At 45.5% G+C, this 19959-nt stretch carries 10 protein-coding genes; 3 read left to right on the forward strand and 7 right to left on the reverse strand.

The annotated features are described in order from the left end of the window. Positions 1–122: 122 nt before the first annotated feature. The 6 genes from ACGF49_RS10765 to ACGF49_RS10790 all read right to left on the reverse strand — a co-directional run bounded on the left by ACGF49_RS10765 (position 123) and on the right by ACGF49_RS10790 (position 11712). Complete coding sequence (locus ACGF49_RS10765) at positions 123–293, reverse strand: hypothetical protein (RefSeq protein WP_228902698.1); 171 nt, start codon at positions 291–293, stop codon at positions 123–125. Position 294: 1 nt separating this feature from the next. Then, entirely contained in the window at positions 295–1317 is a 1023-nt protein-coding gene (locus tag ACGF49_RS10770) for an arylesterase (protein ID WP_113041139.1), read from the reverse strand. After that, positions 1317–9176, reverse strand: coding sequence for an aminotransferase class III-fold pyridoxal phosphate-dependent enzyme (locus tag ACGF49_RS10775; RefSeq protein ID WP_387490991.1), 7860 nt, complete (start codon positions 9174–9176; stop codon positions 1317–1319). The genes ACGF49_RS10770 and ACGF49_RS10775 overlap by 1 nt, the downstream gene beginning before the upstream one ends. A gap of 168 nt (positions 9177–9344) precedes the next feature. After that, positions 9345–10172: a hypothetical protein gene (locus tag ACGF49_RS10780; protein WP_113041141.1), complete on the reverse strand. Its 828-nt coding sequence runs from the start codon at positions 10170–10172 to the stop codon at positions 9345–9347. Positions 10173–10208: 36 nt separating this feature from the next. Next, complete coding sequence (locus ACGF49_RS10785) at positions 10209–10619, reverse strand: CorA family divalent cation transporter (RefSeq protein WP_113041142.1); 411 nt, start codon at positions 10617–10619, stop codon at positions 10209–10211. A gap of 364 nt (positions 10620–10983) precedes the next feature. Further along, positions 10984–11712: a LuxR family transcriptional regulator gene (locus ACGF49_RS10790; RefSeq protein ID WP_113041143.1), complete on the reverse strand. Its 729-nt coding sequence runs from the start codon at positions 11710–11712 to the stop codon at positions 10984–10986. A gap of 509 nt (positions 11713–12221) precedes the next feature. Here ACGF49_RS10790 and ACGF49_RS10795 point away from each other — a divergent pair. Then, positions 12222–12815, forward strand: a complete 594-nt coding sequence (locus ACGF49_RS10795; protein WP_387490898.1) for an inclusion body family protein — start codon at positions 12222–12224, stop codon at positions 12813–12815. A 538-nt stretch (positions 12816–13353) separates the two neighbouring features. Here ACGF49_RS10795 and ACGF49_RS10800 read toward each other — a convergent pair. After that, the gene (locus ACGF49_RS10800; protein ID WP_228900768.1) at positions 13354–13542 is read right to left on the reverse strand and encodes a hypothetical protein; all 189 of its coding nucleotides are present in this window, start codon (positions 13540–13542) and stop codon (positions 13354–13356) included. Positions 13543–13608: 66 nt separating this feature from the next. Between ACGF49_RS10800 and ACGF49_RS10805 the strand changes: the two genes are divergently transcribed. Together ACGF49_RS10805 and ACGF49_RS10810 are read left to right on the forward strand one after the other, a co-directional pair. Then, entirely contained in the window at positions 13609–15276 is a 1668-nt protein-coding gene (locus ACGF49_RS10805; RefSeq protein WP_228900765.1) for a ShlB/FhaC/HecB family hemolysin secretion/activation protein, read from the forward strand. A 65-nt stretch (positions 15277–15341) separates the two neighbouring features. Continuing rightward, positions 15342–19784: a hemagglutinin repeat-containing protein gene (locus tag ACGF49_RS10810; RefSeq protein WP_387490902.1), complete on the forward strand. Its 4443-nt coding sequence runs from the start codon at positions 15342–15344 to the stop codon at positions 19782–19784. Positions 19785–19959: the final 175 nt, after the last annotated feature.

The raw sequence follows: 19959 nt of genomic DNA on the forward strand, positions 1-19959 counted from the left end.
TCTTTTTTTAAAGCAGAACGAGGCGGTATCATGACAGCGCTACCTTGCAGAGATGTACTGTGCCTACATTTTACTCAATTTTGTGGCTGTGAAAAGTTTTTAGAGGTTCCCATGAGTTATTTTCAACACCAAACCCACCGCCAGACCAGAACCTTCACCACAACATTATAAGGCAGTGATATACCGGCTTTCAGAGCGCTTTCGAGTACCGTTTCAACTGTTGCCAGGGTAAACGTCTGCCCCTCTAACGTGCCGGTGAAGGTCGAGCGGCGGGAGAACCATTTTTTCAACATGCTAGTTTCCCCTGCACATCAGCAGCCCATTATCAAAAACACTGCCCATCACCACTTGGTCAGCCAACGGTGCCGCGACGCTGATTGCCGCCAACATCTGACCATGGCTTTGGTGAATCACCTGAGCGCGTTCTGCTTCCCCATTTGAGGCAATCGCCAACTGCCAGACCAGAGATGGTGAACGCACTTGCGCATCCTTTTGGTACGCCGCCAGTTTCAGCAGTTGTGGGTGTGCGGCCACCAATAATCTGTCCCCTTTTTCATCAGGCATAATATTGTCTACCCCGTGCAAGCCGGTTGCCCGACTCAGTAACATAGGTGCCGTCCCACCTGGTTGCCATGCCCAACTGCTTACGGCACCGCTTGTGGTTTCCGCCACATACAGCCGTTCCCGTTGTCGGTCATAATAAATACCGTTCGCAAAGTGCAACCCATCGAGCAATGTGTGCACCCCAGAATCATCGATCAGTAATACGCGTGCGAGTGGCAAGCGCAGGTAATCTTCAATGCGGCCGAGCAGACCGGAATACGCGTGATCCCGTGTGAGCAACCAGCGGGTTTTATCAATGACACTGATATCATTGATATTTTTTCCAACACTGCGTGACAACGCAGGTTGATAAATCAGCCGCATTGCTGCACGTTCAAAACGGAAAACGTCAATACGGTCCTCTTGATGACGATGATTCACCACGTAAACCCAGGTGTTTCCCTCCTGTTGCCATACGTCTATACCATGCGGGAAAAATTCCGCTGGATAATCCCCTGGCAGCAGCAAAGGTGCCTGTCCCGGTTGTAAGTAATAGAGGGCACCTGACGCATTACCATGGCGGTTAAGACTGCTAATTAACACACCGCCATCTTGCAACGGCACGATATCTTCAGCTCCGTTGACACCCTCTATTTTTCTACACTGCTGCATGTGAATATCTTGAACGCGGTAGAAAACGCCCGCATCAAACAGCAGATTGATCGTATACGCCAACGCAGCAATAACCAGTGCAATACCCATCAGCTTTTTCATCAGGCTTCCACTTCAGCAGGTGAATAAAATTGCTGATTCACTGCGTCCACGCCCTGCTCCGCCAAGACATTGATCACAGCCAGGTAATGTTCCAGCAGCTCAGCAGCTATATGCGCAGAGAAGTAACGCTCCTGATAGTCCAGCTCGATTGACAACCCTTCAGCCATTTCCACTACGTTCACCATTAGCGGGAACTCAACTGCACTGACGGGCAGCATTGACAGGCTAGCTTGCCACTGGCGCATTTCGGTCAGCGGTGCATGAGGTTCAACATTGAACGTGGCCAGCACAGGGAATTGTGCGCTTTCGCCATGGAAACAATGAGCTGGTAATGCTGACGCATCACGCTGAGCCAACGCAGCTTGATGTATCGCAGCAACAAATTCAGACAGTGACGAGCTGGCGGCGCTGTCAAAACAAAACGGCATCAAACTGACACATTGCCCCACAAGCCCTTCACTCCGTTCAAAATCCCGACCGGAATTCGGTACAGCAACAGGCAGCAAAGAGTGACCAATAAACCTCTCTAAGGCCAACACAAACAAGGCGCTCAACATCACAAAACGAGTTACCCGTAGCTTTACGGCAGCTTTCCGTAACTGAGACGGTAATTCTGGGTAATCCACGCTCCCTTTTAAGCGCTTACCTTGATATGGTGCTACTTGCTGAATAACCAGTAACGTACGCGCAGGGTTCAAACGCGGTGCTGGTAGTTTAGCCAAGCACTGGGCAATGAGGGCAGTATTTGCCGTCTTTTCCGCATGTATAAAGCGCAAATAGCTTGGCGCTGCTGCCAGTTCAGGCAACTGTCCTGCCATGATGGAATCATATATATGGAGTAGTTCGCGCAGCATCACCATAAATGACCAACCATCTGCAACGGTATGGTGCGCGGCCAAAGCCAGCGTTGAGCCGCCGACATGCCGTAACAGTAATACACGAGCCAATGGAGCAGTTAACAAGGTGAACGATTGAGCCGCAAACGCCGCCAATCGGCCATTATTTTCTGCCTGTTCACTGCATTCTTCGGTAAAATCTACGCCACCTACGCAAGATGCCATGACCTGCAACTCGCCAGTGCCGTTGAACTGCATACGCAATGCTTCATGGCGTTCACTCAATAGAGTCCAGGCTTGGCGCATCATGGAACCATCGATCTGACGAGCCGTTTCGATGACGCAACCAATGTTACCCGCGCGTAGCCCCAACTCCCCCTCAGCGGCCAGCAGTGTAAAACGCTGTTGGCGGTCAGTGGCAGGGTAAGATGTATTAGGTTGCAAACCATCCTCACCGAAGAAGCCATCGGCACGCATGGCATTGAGGCTTTCTTTAACCGCAGTGATAAACAGCTCAATATCCTGTGTGGTGTGCGCAGTGGACACAAAGCAGTTACGGCCTTCCCAAATAAAGATGCCGCGCAACATGAGATGATGGAACAAGATGTCGTAGTTACCGCTAAATTTGAAACGGAATAAACTGCCAGCGGAAACAATTTCGATCGGAGTTCCCGTCGTCGCAAACCAGGTGTTGAGCGTTTGCGCGAGGTCGTTCGTTTTCTGGTTGATATCGTCATAGAGTCTAGGGTGGTTCTTGATATATTCGAGTACGGCTTTGCTCGCAGCCATGGTCAGCGGGTGTTTGGAGAACGTCCCCGCAAAGAAAATCAGCTCGGCCTGTGGCCAAGACTCATCACCATATTGCCAGAAGCCACCATCGATACTGTCCATAAAGCGTGCAGAGCCAGCAATAACACCAATTGGCATACCGCCACCGACAATTTTCCCATAGGTAGCAATATCTGCTTTCACGCCGTAATACGCCTGTGCACCACCGGCAGCCAAACGGAAACCGGTAATCACCTCGTCGAACATCAAGGTGATATCGTGTTCAGCCGTCAATTTACGCAGCGCATGCAAATATTCGCGCGGTTGATGGTTGGGATACCGGCTTTGTACCGGCTCAACGATGACCGCTGCTAATTGATCGGCATATTTAGCAATCAGTACCAGGCTCTCTTCACTGCCATACTCAAGTACCAGCAGATCCTCTACCAGTGACGCTGGTGTACCGGCAGCAATAGGTATCGCGTGCTCTGGTGTCTCCCCTCCCTGTTGGCGTCCCAAAATGCCGTCAAACACACCGTGATAAGAACCGCTAAACAGCGCCACTTTATTTTTGCCTGTCACAGCGCGCGCCAAGCGTATGGCGCTCATTACCGCTTCAGAACCAGAATTACAGAAAGCCACGCGCTGCTGACCCGTCAGCTCTGCGATCAACGTTGCCACCTCACCAGCAAGGGAACTCTGTGGCCCAATTTGCATGCCTTGGGACAACTGCGCGGCAACGGCTTGCTGCACGCATTCCGGCGCATGCCCTAACAGGTTGGCACCAAATCCCATAGTGAAGTCAATGTATTCATTGCCATCCGCATCCCAGATACGGGCACCTTGTGAACGCACTCCGACCAAAGGATAGAGCATTTCTTTTGTGGATAAACGGAAGCCCGCAGATGCTCGGTTATCGGCCAAGACGGCGCGGAATTGTTGAGCATTATGTTTCGAACTTGCCGTTTTCCTGACAAATTGCTCAGTCAGTTGCTGAATATGTCTGTCACGTTTAGCCCCCAGCGAAGCCTTTTGGGTTTCCTTTTTTAACCAACTGTTGTGCGCACCGGCTTTAGTCGGTGTTGCATTGGTCTGTGCCTTATCCGTAACCATAGGTTTAGCCACCAGTGGCTGCGGGAGTGTCGCCACTGGTGCGCTGGCCTCTACAGCGGGCAGTGCCGGAGCGGGTTGAACTATGCCGCCATTGAGTAAGCGAAGCTGTTGTGACATGATCTCTAACTGCCGTGCAATCAAGCCTTGCAGTGTTTCAGGAACCGCAACCGATACCGCCCCCCCGAGTTCGCCCGCATGAACCGATGTAGGTGTTACCGTGGGTTCTGCACATGGCACAACGGGCATAGCACCGCGATTTTCATTAACCGGAGCAACGGGTTCCGCCACCTGGGCATGCTCCACGACATAGTGGAGCACCGCATCCAGCGTATTTAACTCTTCAAACAGTGAGCGCATAGGGATCGCGACCCCGTAACGATCTTTAATGGTATTGATTGCATCCAACAGAACCAACGAATCCGCGCCCATTTCCAGAAAAGGCAGATCGTCATCCAAATCCTCAGGCTGCGCCCCAAGATACCCGGCTATAATCGCTTTTATTTCGCTCCGTAATTGGTGGTGTTGTGACATAACGTCCTCATGTGAAGATGATGGCTGCATTAACTTTTCATCCGCCAACCAGTAGGTTTTTTTACAAAATTGGATAGCTGGCAGCGTCAACGCCTCACGGCCCATTGCGAGGTACAGCCTGTACCACTCGATGTCATGCCCGTGTTGCCACAATGAGCCAAGCAGCGTCAGCAGTGATTGATATTCATGTCGATGGTCAGCCGCGGCCAATACGTGTTGCCCACGGTCTGTCACAACAACAAATTTGCCCAGCGAACTGTCTGCACTCAGATCCACAAACGTATATTTCTCTTCTTCAAACAGTGCCCTAATTCCTTGCAAAAAGTGAACCGGTTGCCGAATTTGCTGGACCCAGTAGTCAGCCGTCGTATATTGACGTACCTTGCCGTCAAGATTGCTGTAGAAAGGCAGATTCCCTTCTTTAAAATCAATGTGTTGCGTTAGCCAGAGTTGATACTCTGACAAGATCGGGTCCATCAGGTGAGAATGGAATGCGTTGGCGGTTTTAATACGCCGGGCATGACCGCCCAGCCCAGAAATGTCTTTCAGGCAGGCTTCAATCGCCGCAGTACTCCCTGTAATGGTTGTCAGCGTCGGCGTATTAAACGCAGCAATGGCAACCTCTCCTGCCCATGGGGCGATGTAGCGACGAACCTCATCTTCACCGCTGAACACCACGGCCATCGCGCCATGTTGGGTCAGACTGCCCATCAAGTGGGCGCGTTGGTGAACCATTGCCAGCCCGTGCTCCAACGATATTTGACCAGCAATAACCGCGGCGCAATATTCACCCAGGCTATGACCAATCACGGCCGCTGGGCGTAACCCAAGCTGCATCAAACTCTCTGCTATGGCATAGCTGCACGCAAACAGGGACAACTGACAAGTTTTAGCACAGCGCTGCCAGCTGTCGTCTTGAGCATGTAGCGCCTGGCGGATATCGATTTGATAACGTTGTAAAACCGTATCAGCCAGTTGGTCAAAGCACTTGCGATAATATGGCAGATGCTGATACAAGGCTGCCCCCATGCCAATTTGTTGCGTTCCCTGCCCAGGGAATAACCAGACCTGAGGCTGCGCTTTGCCCGCTTTGCTACCGCTGATTTGCATCAGGTTCTCGGCCAATTGCTGGCGGTTGGCCCCAAAGGCAAACCCACGGTAGCGTGGGTGGTCATAACGGGTATTGACCAGACGGCACCACGCCGAGACGTCAGCATCATGTTGCAACTGCAAGCTGCGGTATACACCGTCACGCTGGGCGTTAAAACCCTGTTCTTCATGCGAGGCCACCAGCAGTAACGTTAACGGTAACGCTTCCTCTTCACCTTTTGCCGCCTGCGGACAGTCACGCAGGATCACGTGACCATTGGTTCCCCCAAAGCCAAAACTACTGACACCTGCATAGCGTTGGCCCTCAGCCGACTCCCATGCACAACTGCGGTTCCCCGCTACCGAAACTCGGCGGCTAATGGCGGCAATATGAGGATTGATTTGTTTGAAATTTAAATGAGGTACACGCTGTTGGTAGTGCAGCATTAAGGCCACTTTCACAACCCCAAGCACGCCCGCGGCGACTTCCAGATGACCAATGTTCGTCTTGATCGACCCCACCTGCACCGCTGCGGGTTGATGGCGTTGCGCGAACACCGCCTCCAGCGCTTGAAATTCAATCAGGTCGCCCAATGCCGTACCGGTACCGTGTGCTTCCACGTAATCGATATGGTTGCTATTGATGCCCGCCTCGGCCTGCGCCCGTGCGATAACCGCCTGTTGTGATAGGCCATTCGGCGCAGTGATCCCATTGCTACGACCATCCTGATTGATGGCACTCGCTACCAGAGTGGCATAAACCCGGTCACCATCGGTCAGTGCTTGTGCCAGTGGTTTTAAAATGACGATGCCACATCCTTCACCGCGCACATATCCGTCGGCCCGTGCATCGAAGGTTTTACACCGGCCATCTGGCGCCAACATATGCGCCTGCGTAAAGACGGTCTGTAAATGCGGTGTCAGAGCCAAGTTCACGCCGCCAGCGATAGCCAGCGTACTACGCCCCGAACGCAGGCTTTGTATCGCCGTGTCAATCGCGACCAGAGAAGAGGAACAGGCCGTATCAATTGCGACACTTGGCCCTTTGAAATCATAAACATAGGAAATGCGGTTAGCCGCAATGCTGTGCGCATTACCCAACCCGCTATAGGCAGAAACCCGATCGCCCGAGAGCAAAGCATAATCACTGGCGCTGATACCGATAAACACCCCGGTATCACTTCCCCGCAAGGCGGAAGCCTTTAGCCCCGCATCAGTTAATGCCTGCTGTACAGTTTCTAACAACAAGCGATGTTGCGGATCAATATACTCAGCCTCACGCGGCGAAATCCCAAAATAGCCAGCGTCAAACTCATTTACGGTGTCAAAGAAACTGCCTTTACAATTAAAACCGCTTAACGCCGAGCCAGCCCAACGGTGAGCGGGAATATCTCCGGTCGTACTTTGTCCTTGTTGTAGCAACGACCATAACGCCTGAACGCCGCTGTGCCCCGGCAATTCAACCCCGATTCCTATCACCGCGATAGCATCGTCAGTGATAGCCACCGTAGCCGCGGCTTTTTGCTCCGCAGGCTGCAACAGTGCCACGGCCAGTTTATTGATGGTCGGATAATCGTAAATCAACGATGGAGAAAGCTCACGGCCCAGATGCTGTTCCAACTCACCTATCGCACCAACGGCTTGCAACGAGTTCAGCCCAAATGTCGTGAACGCATCATCCCAATGCTGTTGGTTAACGGTCCTGTTAACCGCCGTACTGATAATACCTGCAATAAATGACGCTAGCGCCGGCACACTGTGAAACAGACCACCATCTGTACAGGCCGGTTGTGGTTGAACCGCTCGGCTGCTCCATTGCACAACTAATGCATCCTGTTGGTACATTGCCTTGGCACGAGTTCGTTGCAGTTTGCCACTGGTCGTGCGTGGAATCGCCCGTCGACCAACCCATACCCACTCACCCAGTGTTATGCCATGCCGGTCTGCCACTGCGGCATTCAGGCGGTCGTTTAACGCTGCTGTATCAACAGACTCTTTGGCGCGTTCCGGGATTTCCAGCAAGGCAACGGCCTGCTCTGTCTGCGCAATGTCACTGGCAAAAACACAGACGGTGGCATTGGCCAGCAGAGCATCAGCGTTCCGGATCGTTTCCTCAATATCTGTTGGGTAATGGTTCTGACCATTGACAATCAAGAGTTCTTTCACACGCCCAGTAACGTACAGCGATCCTCGCTGTTGGAACCCCAAATCACCACTGCGCAACCAGTGTGCCGATTCATTCTCGATCTGAGCATGGAAAGTAGCTGCTGTCGCAGCAGCATTATTCCAGTAACCGCTCGCAATGCTGGGCCCACGCAACCAGATTTCTCCCGTTTGTCCAGCCTCCAGCGCACGCAGGTTAACGGGGTCGACAATGCGTACTTCGGTATTTGGCAACGCCTGACCACAGCTGACAACACCGGGATCTTTTTCATCTTCATTGGTAACGACCATTCCCTGACCTTTATCCATGCCGGTAACGATCAACGTGGTTTCCGCCATGCCATAGCAGGGTAAAAATGCCTTAGCACCGAAGCCAGTATGGGCAAAATGCTCACCAAACTGGCGCAATGTAGCAGGACGAATAGGCTCAGCCCCGCAAAACGCCACATCCCAGAAGGAGAGATCTAAACCTTCAGCCTGTTGCTGGCTAATTTTACGTACGCAAAGATCGTACGCGAAATTGGGCCCCCCCGATGTAGTCGCACGATATTCTGAGATCTGTTTTAACCAGTTAAGCGGGTTTTTCATCAGCATCATTGGTGACATCACCCGGCATGGAAACGCCCCATACACGGGCTGTAGCAGTCCACCGATAAGCCCCATGTCGTGGAAATGCGGCAGCCATATCATGCCGCGGCTTTCACTGTGATGACCAAAATAGTGGTGAATAGCCTGTGAGTTTGCCCACAGATTGCCGTGGGTAACCATCACTCCCTTTGGCGTACCCGTGGAGCCTGAGGTGTATTGTAAAAATGCCAGATCGGTGTCAGTCATCTGCGCAGGATTAAATACCCCAGCAAAATGGCGTTCAAGATAATGGAGGCGATATCCCGCAGGCAGTGATATCGCTTCCGGTTTATCAAAAGTAAAAATAAGTGGAGGTGACGGTAAAGTCAGTTGTATTAACGTTTCGGTTCCTTTCCCGGTTGTTACAATAAATTCTGTTTTCGCATTGCGTAAAACGCCAATAAAACGCTCCCACGCATTTCCTGAGGATTTCGCTGGCATAGGGACCGGGACAGCAATCATTCCTGCATAAAGGCAGCCAAAAAACGCCCCAATAAAATCTTCACCGTCTGGATAAAGTAAAATAACCCTATCACCGCGCTGACCATATTGCTGAAGTGCGCTTGCTAATGATGCTGCGCGTTGGTGCAATTGCCCATAGCTTTGATTTTGTATCTCCCTAGAACTTCGTAAAAACTCAAATGCCGTCTTGTCGGTATGTTGAACAGCAAGTTCTGGCAATAGTTGGTTGAAGGAATTAAATCCCCTGTTAAACAACTGGTGGGACGGCATAATGATTAGCTCTTTATACCCGTTATCTTTCAAGTTGCCTCTTTGTTGGCTGCGCTCTCTCACCCCGGTCACATAGTTTGCTATGCTCCCGGGGATTCACTCCCTTGCCGTCGCGATGCATCTTGAAATCCATAGGGTATATATATGAAAAGTTAAATTAGCCTGAAATTATTTTGCAGCACGACCCGCCAGCAGATCGTTGCAGAAGTCATTCCATACTTTCAGCCACAGGTCTACTCGCTGTTCCATTTCATCAAAGCGATCTTCGGTAATCGCCTGACAGAATAAGATCCAAGCATCCTCAGAATGACCGTCTTCAATTGATCCACCGGTTTCGGTCTCTACGTGAATACTGTGATAACCGGTAGACACATCAATATCTGTCGCTACACCCACGCTTTTCGCCCAAGGCGTAGCAAAGTCGTGGAACACTGTTTCAGCAACGGCTAATAGTGCCACCAACTGAGGGTAGTCACCGTAGGCATTTTCAAATGTCGCGCGGCATGCCACTGAACTGGACATCGGAAACCAAGCTTTCACCTCATTCTCACTCATCCCCAATTGCTCGATGGTGTTGAAGAATTGCACATAGTGAGCCAGTGCTGGTTGCCCGTTATAGCCACTGTCAGAGCCTGTTCCTGGGTGGAAACCTAACTCATCTAGCAGGTTAATTTGCAGCAAAAAACGAGCTGCCATTTTTGCCCGCGCACCCAAACGCCCTTCCAGCTGTTTTGCTGAGCCCAACGCTTCGATCACCGCATCGGTAAATACTTGGGCGAAGGCGTGATAAAACTCCAGATGGAATATCCTCATCTGGCTGATGTCGAACTCACCGCTATTCATCTTTAACAAAATTGGGTTTCTCATCAGCGGGTGCGCTTCAATGCGATCGATTAATCGCTTTGCAAACTGATGATTACGCTGATATTGGTTATTTTCGACGGTTGCAGCAATAGCATCCCTGCCGAGTTGACGCGCACTCGGTAATTTTTCCATGATTAAAATCTCAATATAAAGACTACGATTAATAGATTACAGGGCTAACACCCTGCCCACGGCCATTACAACTAATGCAAACATCCCACAGCTAAAAGGAATAACCTGAACATACTTGAACGGTAAATAAAAACACGAGGCAATCAATAATACAGGGATTCCGATAGAAAGAATCATCATGCAGATTGTTGCGTAATACTTGTAAATATAAGGAACCTGTAAATCGTCAATGTTCATACCGTATAAGATAGAAATCAACGGCAACATGATAAAAGCAATATGAGCTAGCCTGAGCATCCTACGATTTAAGTCTGTATAGCTCTCATGACCTTTAGGTGCACGGAATGGCCCTTTAAAAGCATACATTCCTATTAACCCACCCATCATAATCCCGACAACAATACCCCCCCAACCAAAGGCAATCAGTATTTCTCTGAGATTAGCCACTGTATTTCTCCTGATTATTATTAATACATAAAGAAGATACTTATGATATAATAAGCACCTTTATAAAAATCCGCCTTGAAAAAATGATTATATAATCTTGGAGATATATAATTAGAAATCTGCAAATTGTTTTGTTTTAGAATAATGAATCGGTTGTTCTAATCGTGGCATAGTAATACCGTTCATGTCAATCTTAACCTCATTTTCATTTACATCGTGTTGCCCAATAAAGATATACCCTATGGATTTCAAGATGCATCGCGACGGCAAGGGAGTGAATCCCCGGGAGCATAGGTAACTATGTGACCGGGGTGAGCGAGTGCAGCCAACAAAGAGGCAACTTGAAGGATAACGGGTATATCAGTTATATATAGCCAAGTAATGCCGCTTTAGCTATTGCCTGGAATTTATTCTTACAATCCAGTTTTTTGACGATATTCATTAGGTGAAAATCAACTGTACTTTTAGTGACACAAATGGTTGATGCAATTTCAATTGATGTCATCCCATCTGCGGTATACCTTAATACTTCTAATTCTCTATGTGAAAATGAGGTATTATCGATATAGAACGATTGTAAATACTTTGTGTGTGATGTTAAGTATCTTATTATCCTAATATATACTCCTAAAATTTCTCCACTACATTTATACATTGTCTCGTTATCAATAGGCCCATCTTTTCCCGCAACAGAAAATATTCCATAAGTTCCTGAAAATGCAGGAAGACCAAAGGTGATCCCAGAACGAAATCCATATTTCTGATTAACATACCAAAGCTCTTGCCCATTAGATTTGGAAAAAAAATCCAAGTCCCATATTTTTGAAAAAGAAGGTGGCACAGGTCGGAAATTTAGAACGGGATCAATCATCCAATACTTTTTTTCTATATAAAGGGCTCTCCAAGATTCATGATAATTATTAAAGAAATATACGTCTCGATTAGAGATAGGAAAGCGCGCTTTTAATAAAAGGGAGAACAAACTAAACCCCGAAATTTTGTTAATAAGCTCACAAATTTCAGCCACAAAATGTACATCTACATCTAATTTATGAAAATTATAGGGTAAGGTATATGGTCGATAAATATTCATTCAACGTCCTCTTGAAAATTAAGAATATTGATAGTTAACCCTAATATTTATTATAGTATCAAAATTTACACTTAATAAATAAAATAATTATTTACTGTTATACAGAAGCAAGATTTGATAAGCCACAATGTATTTTTCGTAAACAAAAGAAATTATATCAATAAGATTTAAATTTTAATAATCAGGTAAAATAATATATATAAAAACATATTATAGCCATATTAAGAATATTAAATCGCTTTCAATGAAATATAAATGATTATTTAATGCCTTAATATAAAGTTTCTATGCTTTATTTTTTACAAAAATAAATTAACTAACGTATTTAGCCATATGAAGTAATACTTAATAAATATATGAGTAATTTTCCCATATAAACTATGATTTATACTAGTAGCTGTTTCAACTTTAATAGTTAATTATATAAAAAGAAAATTATAATAATAATAATGAGTAAACAAAATAACCTTTCGATTCCCAATAAATAATTTAAATATGCAAGAGGTGTTATGATGAGTGAAGTCATTCAGGGTAAAAATGATATTGCTATAACCAAGAACTCTATTACAGCTGATGTAACCTTTGTTATTGATATTGATTCAATAATTGAATATCTTCGTACTAATAATCTTAAAAGTTCTCTGGACCCTAAAGATCCAACAATTATCCGTCAGCATGTATATATAGCTAATTACACTCCAGAGCTTGGATTGAAAGTGGCGAGTTCATCTGGTGCCCGTGTCACTGTTCCCATTAATGCAAATATTAGATGGAGGGCTACAACGGTATCTAATAATTTCGACTATACGATTATATTGTATAAATTCAAAAAGCTTAGTATAGGAGACGATGTCATCTCTGTCCCATCACAAATATGGTCACAGAACCCTATGGGCAAAAAAGTTCCAATGGTCCCTTCAGGTATTAATGCAAATGAGGATGAACCTAAGATAATTTTTGTTGAATCTCAAGATAGTTATTTCCAAGCAACAGCTCATAAACCAGGTGTAGAACAATATACATGGTTCTTTGCCGCTTATGACGGTAAAAAGCTCCTAGGTTATTATCGATATGATCCATATATTGAAGTAACTAATAGCTAAGCATTTGTATGCTTTCATTTTCTACTGGAAAATTATTACAATAATTTTCCAGTATTTTTATTTTTCAATTTAATTAAATGTCTGTAATAAACACTAATTTATATAATAATATTATTGCCTTATAAATGAAATCTTATAACATCCAGGTAAACTCTATTCCTCTCCATAAATTCAACAATCTTCCGACAATTATTCCATTCAAAATTTAGGTAATATTATTCCTATTGTTTATTCCTCTACCAAAAATCACTTATAAAAACTATTACACCAGACATTATCATTTCCCAAGTTAAACAACCTTAAATTAAAATTTAGATCATTATTACTGAATTATCTTAAATTTTACTTTATTTAAAGATTTTCCTAACGAAAATATTCTATTACCCATCCAAATAACCCCTGGTCAATCATTCCACTTAAGTTAATTCATTAATAAGCAATAAAATCATGGCTCTTATTAACTCATTATTATCCTAATAACCGACTAATTAAAATTTCTGATAGAAAATCGAGATATAAAAGAAACGCCACCCACTAATCAGAGCAAGATATAACCAATAGTGTGCTTTAATAACGAATAAATTAGCCAATATGTATACCCGTTATCTTTCAAGTTGCCTCTTTGTTGGCTGCGCTCTCTCACCCCGGTCACATCGTTATCTATGCTCCCGGGGATTCGCTCCCTTGCCGTCGCGATGCATCTTGAAATCCATAGGGTATATGTCATTACGATCAGGCTATCACCCTATATTTATGTTTTATGGCATAAAATATCATCCTTATCGGTGAATGAATGATAAAAAGAATATCTATTCTCATATTAGGTTGTATTTCCTTTCAGATAATCGCCTCACCGGCAGAGATAAATGATGATCTGCCAATGACTGAAGCGAGAAGAACTCTGCAAGATAGTTCCAGGGAAATTAACCAATTGATAGAACAACGCCGATATCAGCAATTAAAGCAGCAGGCTAATACCGTTCCTGAGTCAACGCCTGCGTCAGTATTGCCGGAATCTAAGCAATGTCTGCCGTTAACCGACGTTTACCTTAAAGGGATATCTCTGCTCTCGATGCGGGATTTAAGTACGCTCAGCGCTTTATCCCCGGCGTGTATCAGCAGTCATGATATCAATCGGCTCAGCCACGAACTGACTCAGCTTTATATCAGTAAAGGCTATATCACCGCCCGTATTCAGTTTATTGCGCCTAATACCGATGGAGAGTTAGGGCTAAACGTTATCGAAGGGTTTATTGAAAAAATCGAAGGCGGTGATCGCTGGGTGAATAGTAGGATGCTATTTCCCGGTCTGGAAAAACAACCACTCAATATTACACAACTCGATCAGGGTTTAGATCAGGCTAACCGGCTACAGTCCAATAAAACCACCCTAGATATTTTACCGGGAGCGGTGAATGGTGGTTCGGTGATTAAATTACATAATCAGCGCAGTAAGCCTGGGTTATTGAATATCAAAACTGATAATTATGGGCAAAAGAGCACTGGGAAATGGCTGGTCCGCACAAATGTCAGTTTTGACAGCCCATTTGGTTTATCCGATTTCATCAGTCTGAATGCCAGTAGTACGTTAGATAGCCCATCCAACCGGTATAGCCGTGCTTATACTCTGCTTTATTCAGTGCCCTATGGCGCAGCAACATTCAGTGGGTTTGGTAGTTATTCCCAATATGCCAGCCGCCCCCATTTACAAATGAGAACGATAAAGATTTATGGTGATACTCAGCAAATCGGCATGCGTGCCGATTTTGCCTTCTATCGTAATCAATCTCAGATTAATAGTGTCAGCGGGCAATTAACTTACAAGAATTACAATAATTACTTCAACGATGCCAAGATTGGTGTCAGTAGCCAAACATTGAGTGTCTTTGAACTCGGTGTTAATCATTTACATATCATTCCAACCGGATTAATCACGCTCAATCTGAGTGTTGAACAGGGTTTGCCTTGGTTTGGAGCACAAACCGGAACCGCCTATCTCGATAAGCAGTTCACCAAAGGCAAGTTGATGGTCAATCTACATCAGCGTTTTATGCTGTTCAACTCGCCTTATCAGCTCAATAACCTGTTTTATGGGCAATACAATCAGCGCGGTTTGCCCGGCGTCGAATGGCTGAATATCACTGATCGGAATGCAGTCCGGGGATTTAGCAAAAATACACTATCCGGGGATAACGGCTGGTATCTGCAAAATACACTGTCCCGGACGTTTCCCCTCGCCAACAGCACATTATCAATGCGTATCGGTATTGATATTGGCCGGGTTCAAGGATATCGCAGCCCACAAGGCTGGCAAAGCAGCGCCGGAATCAGTTCTGGCGCCACACTGAGATACCAGAGCATGGTATTCGATCTAGAAACCAGTCGAGGAAAGTTACTTTCTAATCGCCGAGCATCTGATGAACCCATTCAGGTGCTAGTCCGTTTTTCTTACACCTTTTGATGTTTTTAAGCAGTACCCAACGCTGTACACACAGCAATATAACTAAATAGATAGAGACTTAATGTATGAAAAACAAAAAATTCAGGTTATCTCCTACCGGCAAGCTTACCGCTTCTATGGCAATCATTCTTGTCTCTTGTTCTACCAGTTTTGCCAGTGAAATCGTTGGTGGTGGCGATCCAGCACACCATCCCGATATTTTCGCTGCCGAAGGTAAAGCAACGGTTGTGAATATCGTGACGCCCTCCTCTTCCGGGTTGTCACATAACCAATATCTGGATTACAACGTCGGCCAGATGGGTGTCGTTCTAAATAATGCGCTTAAGGAGGGGCAATCACAATTAGCGGGGCAGCTTGCCGCTAACCCTAATTTGAATGGTCAAGCTGCTAGCCTGATTCTGAATGAAGTTATCAGCAGGAACCCTTCCCTGTTATTAGGTCAACAGGAAGTGTTTGGTATAGCAGCAGATTATGTACTGGCAAACCCGAACGGCATCACCTGTAATGGATGTGGTTTTATCAATACTAACCGCGCTTCTCTGGTTGTAGGTAATCCATTGATAGAACAAGGTAATTTGCAAGGTTTCAGTACGTTTAATAATCAGAATAGCCTGAAAATTAAATCGGATGGTTTAATCGCCAATGCGATCCTTGATCTTATCGCCCCGAAAATTGACAACCGGGGCCCAGTCACCGCTCAAAAAGAGATTAATGCGATCAGTGGTGAAAATAAAACCTCAGCCACAGGAGAAGTCATTAATTCTCAGCAAACGTTAACCGGTGTGCTGGACAGCTATTATCTGGGGAGTATGCAAGCCGGACGTATCCGTCTACTCAATACTGCAAAAGGCAGTGGAGTTAATTTACAAGGTACTCTTACTGCCAGTGATGAGATTATTGTTGATTCCCACGGCAATCTCAATTTAGAAGCAGCACATCTACGAGGTGGAAATGTTGATCTTTTGGGTAATGATATTGAGGTAAAAGGTAAAGTCAGCGAATCATCATATAGCCGTGATGGTAGCAATAATTACCAAAGCTATTTCAGCGGTTCTTATACCAATGATAGTAAAAGTAGTCAGTCACTCGCTCGTACTAAGCTTGAAGGCAAAAATATTTCATTAGTCGCCAATAGTCATAACCGGATTACAGCCACGGATATCGTAGGTGATGATGTGAATCTGAGTGGTGCTAATCTCACTTTAGATGGGCAGCAATTAAAGCAATCCACTAAAAATATTAATAACCAACAGGGTTATTCCTGGCGCCATGAGGTCACTCAGGAAAGTGAAAAACTGCATCAGGCAGGAAACAATATCCAGGCCAAAGGAAATGCGAGCTTAAATGCGACGGAAGGTGACGTTAAGATCCTTGGCAGCAAAATAGATGCTAAAGGTGAGCTAGCGGTTACAGCGAAAAAAGGTGTTCAAATTGCCGGTCTGACTGAGACAGAAAAAAGCTCGGAAACAGGTCACAAAAAAAATCACACGGCTAAATTGCAGACCGGAAGTTGGGAAGAGAGTAAACAGACCGAGCGTTTGATTGCCAGTGAATTACAAGCAGGAACTAATCTTAATATTAAGGCAGGAACTCGTGCTGAAATTCTTGGGGCAAAAGTCCATGCAGGTCAAAATCTGACATTAGAAGCTGGTAAACAACTGCAAATCGATGTTCAGAAAACGGCTGATAGCCGGGCTATACGTGATGATAAAAAATACTGGGGAGGTCTCGGCGGCGGTGGGAATAAAGACAACAGTGAGTTAAAAGAAACCAACCATGCATCTGAATTGACAGCCAATGGGCGTTTATTGCTGTCAGGCTATGAGGGTATCGCCATTACCGGCAGCAAAGTGAAGGCGGTCCAAGGTGCTTTTGTAAATGCTAATAGTGGCGAATTAACCATCGATAATGCGGTCAGTCATATCAATCACAAAGTTGATGAGCGAACGGGCACAGTACTTAACATCACTAATAGCTCAAAAAGAACCAATCGCCAGCAACAGAAATCTCATGGCAGCGAATTGGTTTCTGAAGCAGAGCTCAAATTACTCAGTGATGAAGATATCAATATTATTGGCAGTCAGGTGCAAAGTACCGGCGCGCTTAGCCTGAACACATCCGGTAATATCAACGTGCTCTCTTATGGCGAACAGAAACAGGCTGATAAACAAAGCACTTCTCTGGAGCCGCAAAGCCACTTCCAACCAAAGGGGGATAAACAGTATCGTGCCGGAATAGGCATTGAACATACCAGTAACAGTCAAAAAAATCAGACGATAACACAGCAAGCTTCCACGTTGAGTGGAGGTAGCATGACTATCGATGCTGATAAAGATGTCACCCTGAGTGGTTCTAATCTGGTGACGACTACAGGTGATGCGAAGATCACCGGCGCGAATGTTCATCTGTTAGCCGCGGATAATAAAAAATCCGAAGAGAAATCTCAGAGTAAAAAGTACGTTGGCGCCTATCTTACGGGAGGAATCGATAAAGTCGGTTCTGGTATTCATGGTAGTTATGAAAGTAACAACAACAATCATACCAGTACGACTGCCGTTGTTTCCGGTTCTCAAATCGCAGGTAATTTGAATATTACAACCAACGGTGAATTGGTTCAGGAAGGGACAAAGCATGAAGTCAATGGCACTTATACCGCTGAGGCAGGCAAAGTCAGCAATCTGGCTGTATCGAATACGACATCAAATGCCAACCACAAACTACAGGTTGGCGCGGATATTGGTGTCAATGTCGATTATAGCGCTGTTACTCGCCCGATAGAGAAAGTGGTTAAAGAACCGGCTAAATCTGCGCTGGATGGCACTTTAACCAACAAAGGCACACCTAATTTCGGCGCGGATATTGCCGCCAACGGCAGTAGTATCCAGACTGCAAACAAAAAGTCCGAAGCGGTTGTAACCTCTGTTCAGGCCGGCAATGTTGTTATCAGAACCAATGGCGAGCTGTATGATCAGGGTACTCAATATCGTGCTGATAAAGGTAACGTTACACTGACTGCCGGTAGCCATAACAGTGAAGCAGCACAGAATCACCACGAAAGCAGCCACAGTGAAACCCGCGGCAATGCTGACCTACGTGTTTATACCACCACCGGTGAAGATATCTCCGGTAATGGTAAAGGCAAAGGCGGCACACAAAGCAGCCATACTGCGACTACCACAGCAGTCACTAGCCGGATTACCGCAACAGATGATATTGATATCTATGTCGAGCGAGATGCTAAATATCAGGGTACATCTCTGAATGCCGGCGCCGGCAAAACCAGTGTAGATGCTAAAGGTGATATCCATTTTGATAACGCCACCAACAGCACGACGAAAACAGCAACCGGTTATAACGGTGAAGCATCAGCTAAAGGAGGAACCACCCCAGAAGGCAAGAATATTCATATCGGTCTTGGCGGCGGTTACAACACTGATAGCAAAAACAACACCGCAGCTCAGGTAAGTGAGATTGGCGGTAAGCAAGGTGTCAATCTGAGTGCGGGCAATAACCTGACACTGAAAGGTGCTGAAGTGACAGGTAAGCAGATCGATCTGAATGCCAAACAAGGAAATATCGAACTGGTATCTGCTCAGGATCGGATTAATAACGACAGTTGGGAATTGAACCTGAAAGGCAGTGGCGGTAATGCAAGCTCGGTTAAAAAAGCTGAGGATGACAGTACAACCACCACCACAAAACATAACTTTGGCGGGGAAGTCAAAGCGGGTGTTGATCGCCTGCAAGCAACAACCCAGCATAATAGTCATATTAAGGGTGAAAATGTCGTTATCAACAGTGGCGGTGACACGATAGTAGGCGGAGCACGAATAGATGCTGATCAGGTAAAAGGCAATATTGGCGGTGACTTGCGTGTTGAAAGCCGAAAAGATACTGAGCATGGGTTAAATGTCGGTGTTGATGCCGGTATTAATTACACGAAAGAATCTAAAGTCAAAAGTGGTGACATCCCCAAAGATGAAGCAACTAAGGATAATGCACCTCAAGATGAAACCTCTAAAGACGATGTGTCGAAAGATGATCCATCGAAAAATACAACAGAAGAACCACAGCAGAAAGGATTACAAGAAAGACTAACCTCCGCGTTTAATAGCCTTAATAATATTAAAGGGATTAATGGTGTTACAGGTAAATTCAAAAGTAATGTCGATATTAAAGATCGGGAAACAGTCAGTGAACAATCGGTAATTTCCGGTAATCAGAGCGTTAATCTGGATGTAAAAGGAAATACACATCTGATTGGTGGACAGATTGGTAATGTGCAAGGTAATGTCATTCTTAATACCAAAAATGTGGAACAACAATCTGTTACAGGTTATGACAACAGCAAAGGTGGCAGTTTAGTATTACCTGATTCTGTCAGCGAAATTATCAAGGAAGTTCAGGAAGGTGTATTGTCCGGCAAAATACCTTTGGTGAAAACTTATAGTAATGAAACCGAAAGTAGTACAACTAATGGCGAAATAATTAATCGTAAATCTGATTAATTTGTTCTTTTATAAAAGATCCTTCAAATGAGGGATCTTTTTATTGCTACCTATATTGAATACTTCAATAATTCCAATTGACAATATTAATGCTTTTTCATAATATCAAAAAATTAATAAATGACTTGGGAATATAATTATGCTTAAAATTTACAAACGAAATTTAGAACTTAAA

Origin of the sequence: Photorhabdus sp. RM96S (genome assembly GCF_042879335.1) — a bacterium.
GTDB lineage: Bacteria > Pseudomonadota > Gammaproteobacteria > Enterobacterales > Enterobacteriaceae > Photorhabdus > Photorhabdus kayaii.

Coding starts and splice junctions, on each gene's coding strand:
- ACGF49_RS10795 (WP_387490898.1), top strand. CDS start 12,222: ATGATGAGTGAAGTCATTCAGGGTAAAAATGATATTGCTATAACCAAG.
- ACGF49_RS10790 (WP_113041143.1), bottom strand. CDS start 11,712: ATGAATATTTATCGACCATATACCTTACCCTATAATTTTCATAAATTA.
- ACGF49_RS10800 (WP_228900768.1), bottom strand. CDS start 13,542: ATGACATATACCCTATGGATTTCAAGATGCATCGCGACGGCAAGGGAG.
- ACGF49_RS10805 (WP_228900765.1), top strand. CDS start 13,609: ATGATAAAAAGAATATCTATTCTCATATTAGGTTGTATTTCCTTTCAG.
- ACGF49_RS10810 (WP_387490902.1), top strand. CDS start 15,342: ATGAAAAACAAAAAATTCAGGTTATCTCCTACCGGCAAGCTTACCGCT.
- ACGF49_RS10775 (WP_387490991.1), bottom strand. CDS start 9,176: ATGCCGTCCCACCAGTTGTTTAACAGGGGATTTAATTCCTTCAACCAA.
- ACGF49_RS10770 (WP_113041139.1), bottom strand. CDS start 1,317: ATGAAAAAGCTGATGGGTATTGCACTGGTTATTGCTGCGTTGGCGTAT.
- ACGF49_RS10780 (WP_113041141.1), bottom strand. CDS start 10,172: ATGGAAAAATTACCGAGTGCGCGTCAACTCGGCAGGGATGCTATTGCT.
- ACGF49_RS10765 (WP_228902698.1), bottom strand. CDS start 293: ATGTTGAAAAAATGGTTCTCCCGCCGCTCGACCTTCACCGGCACGTTA.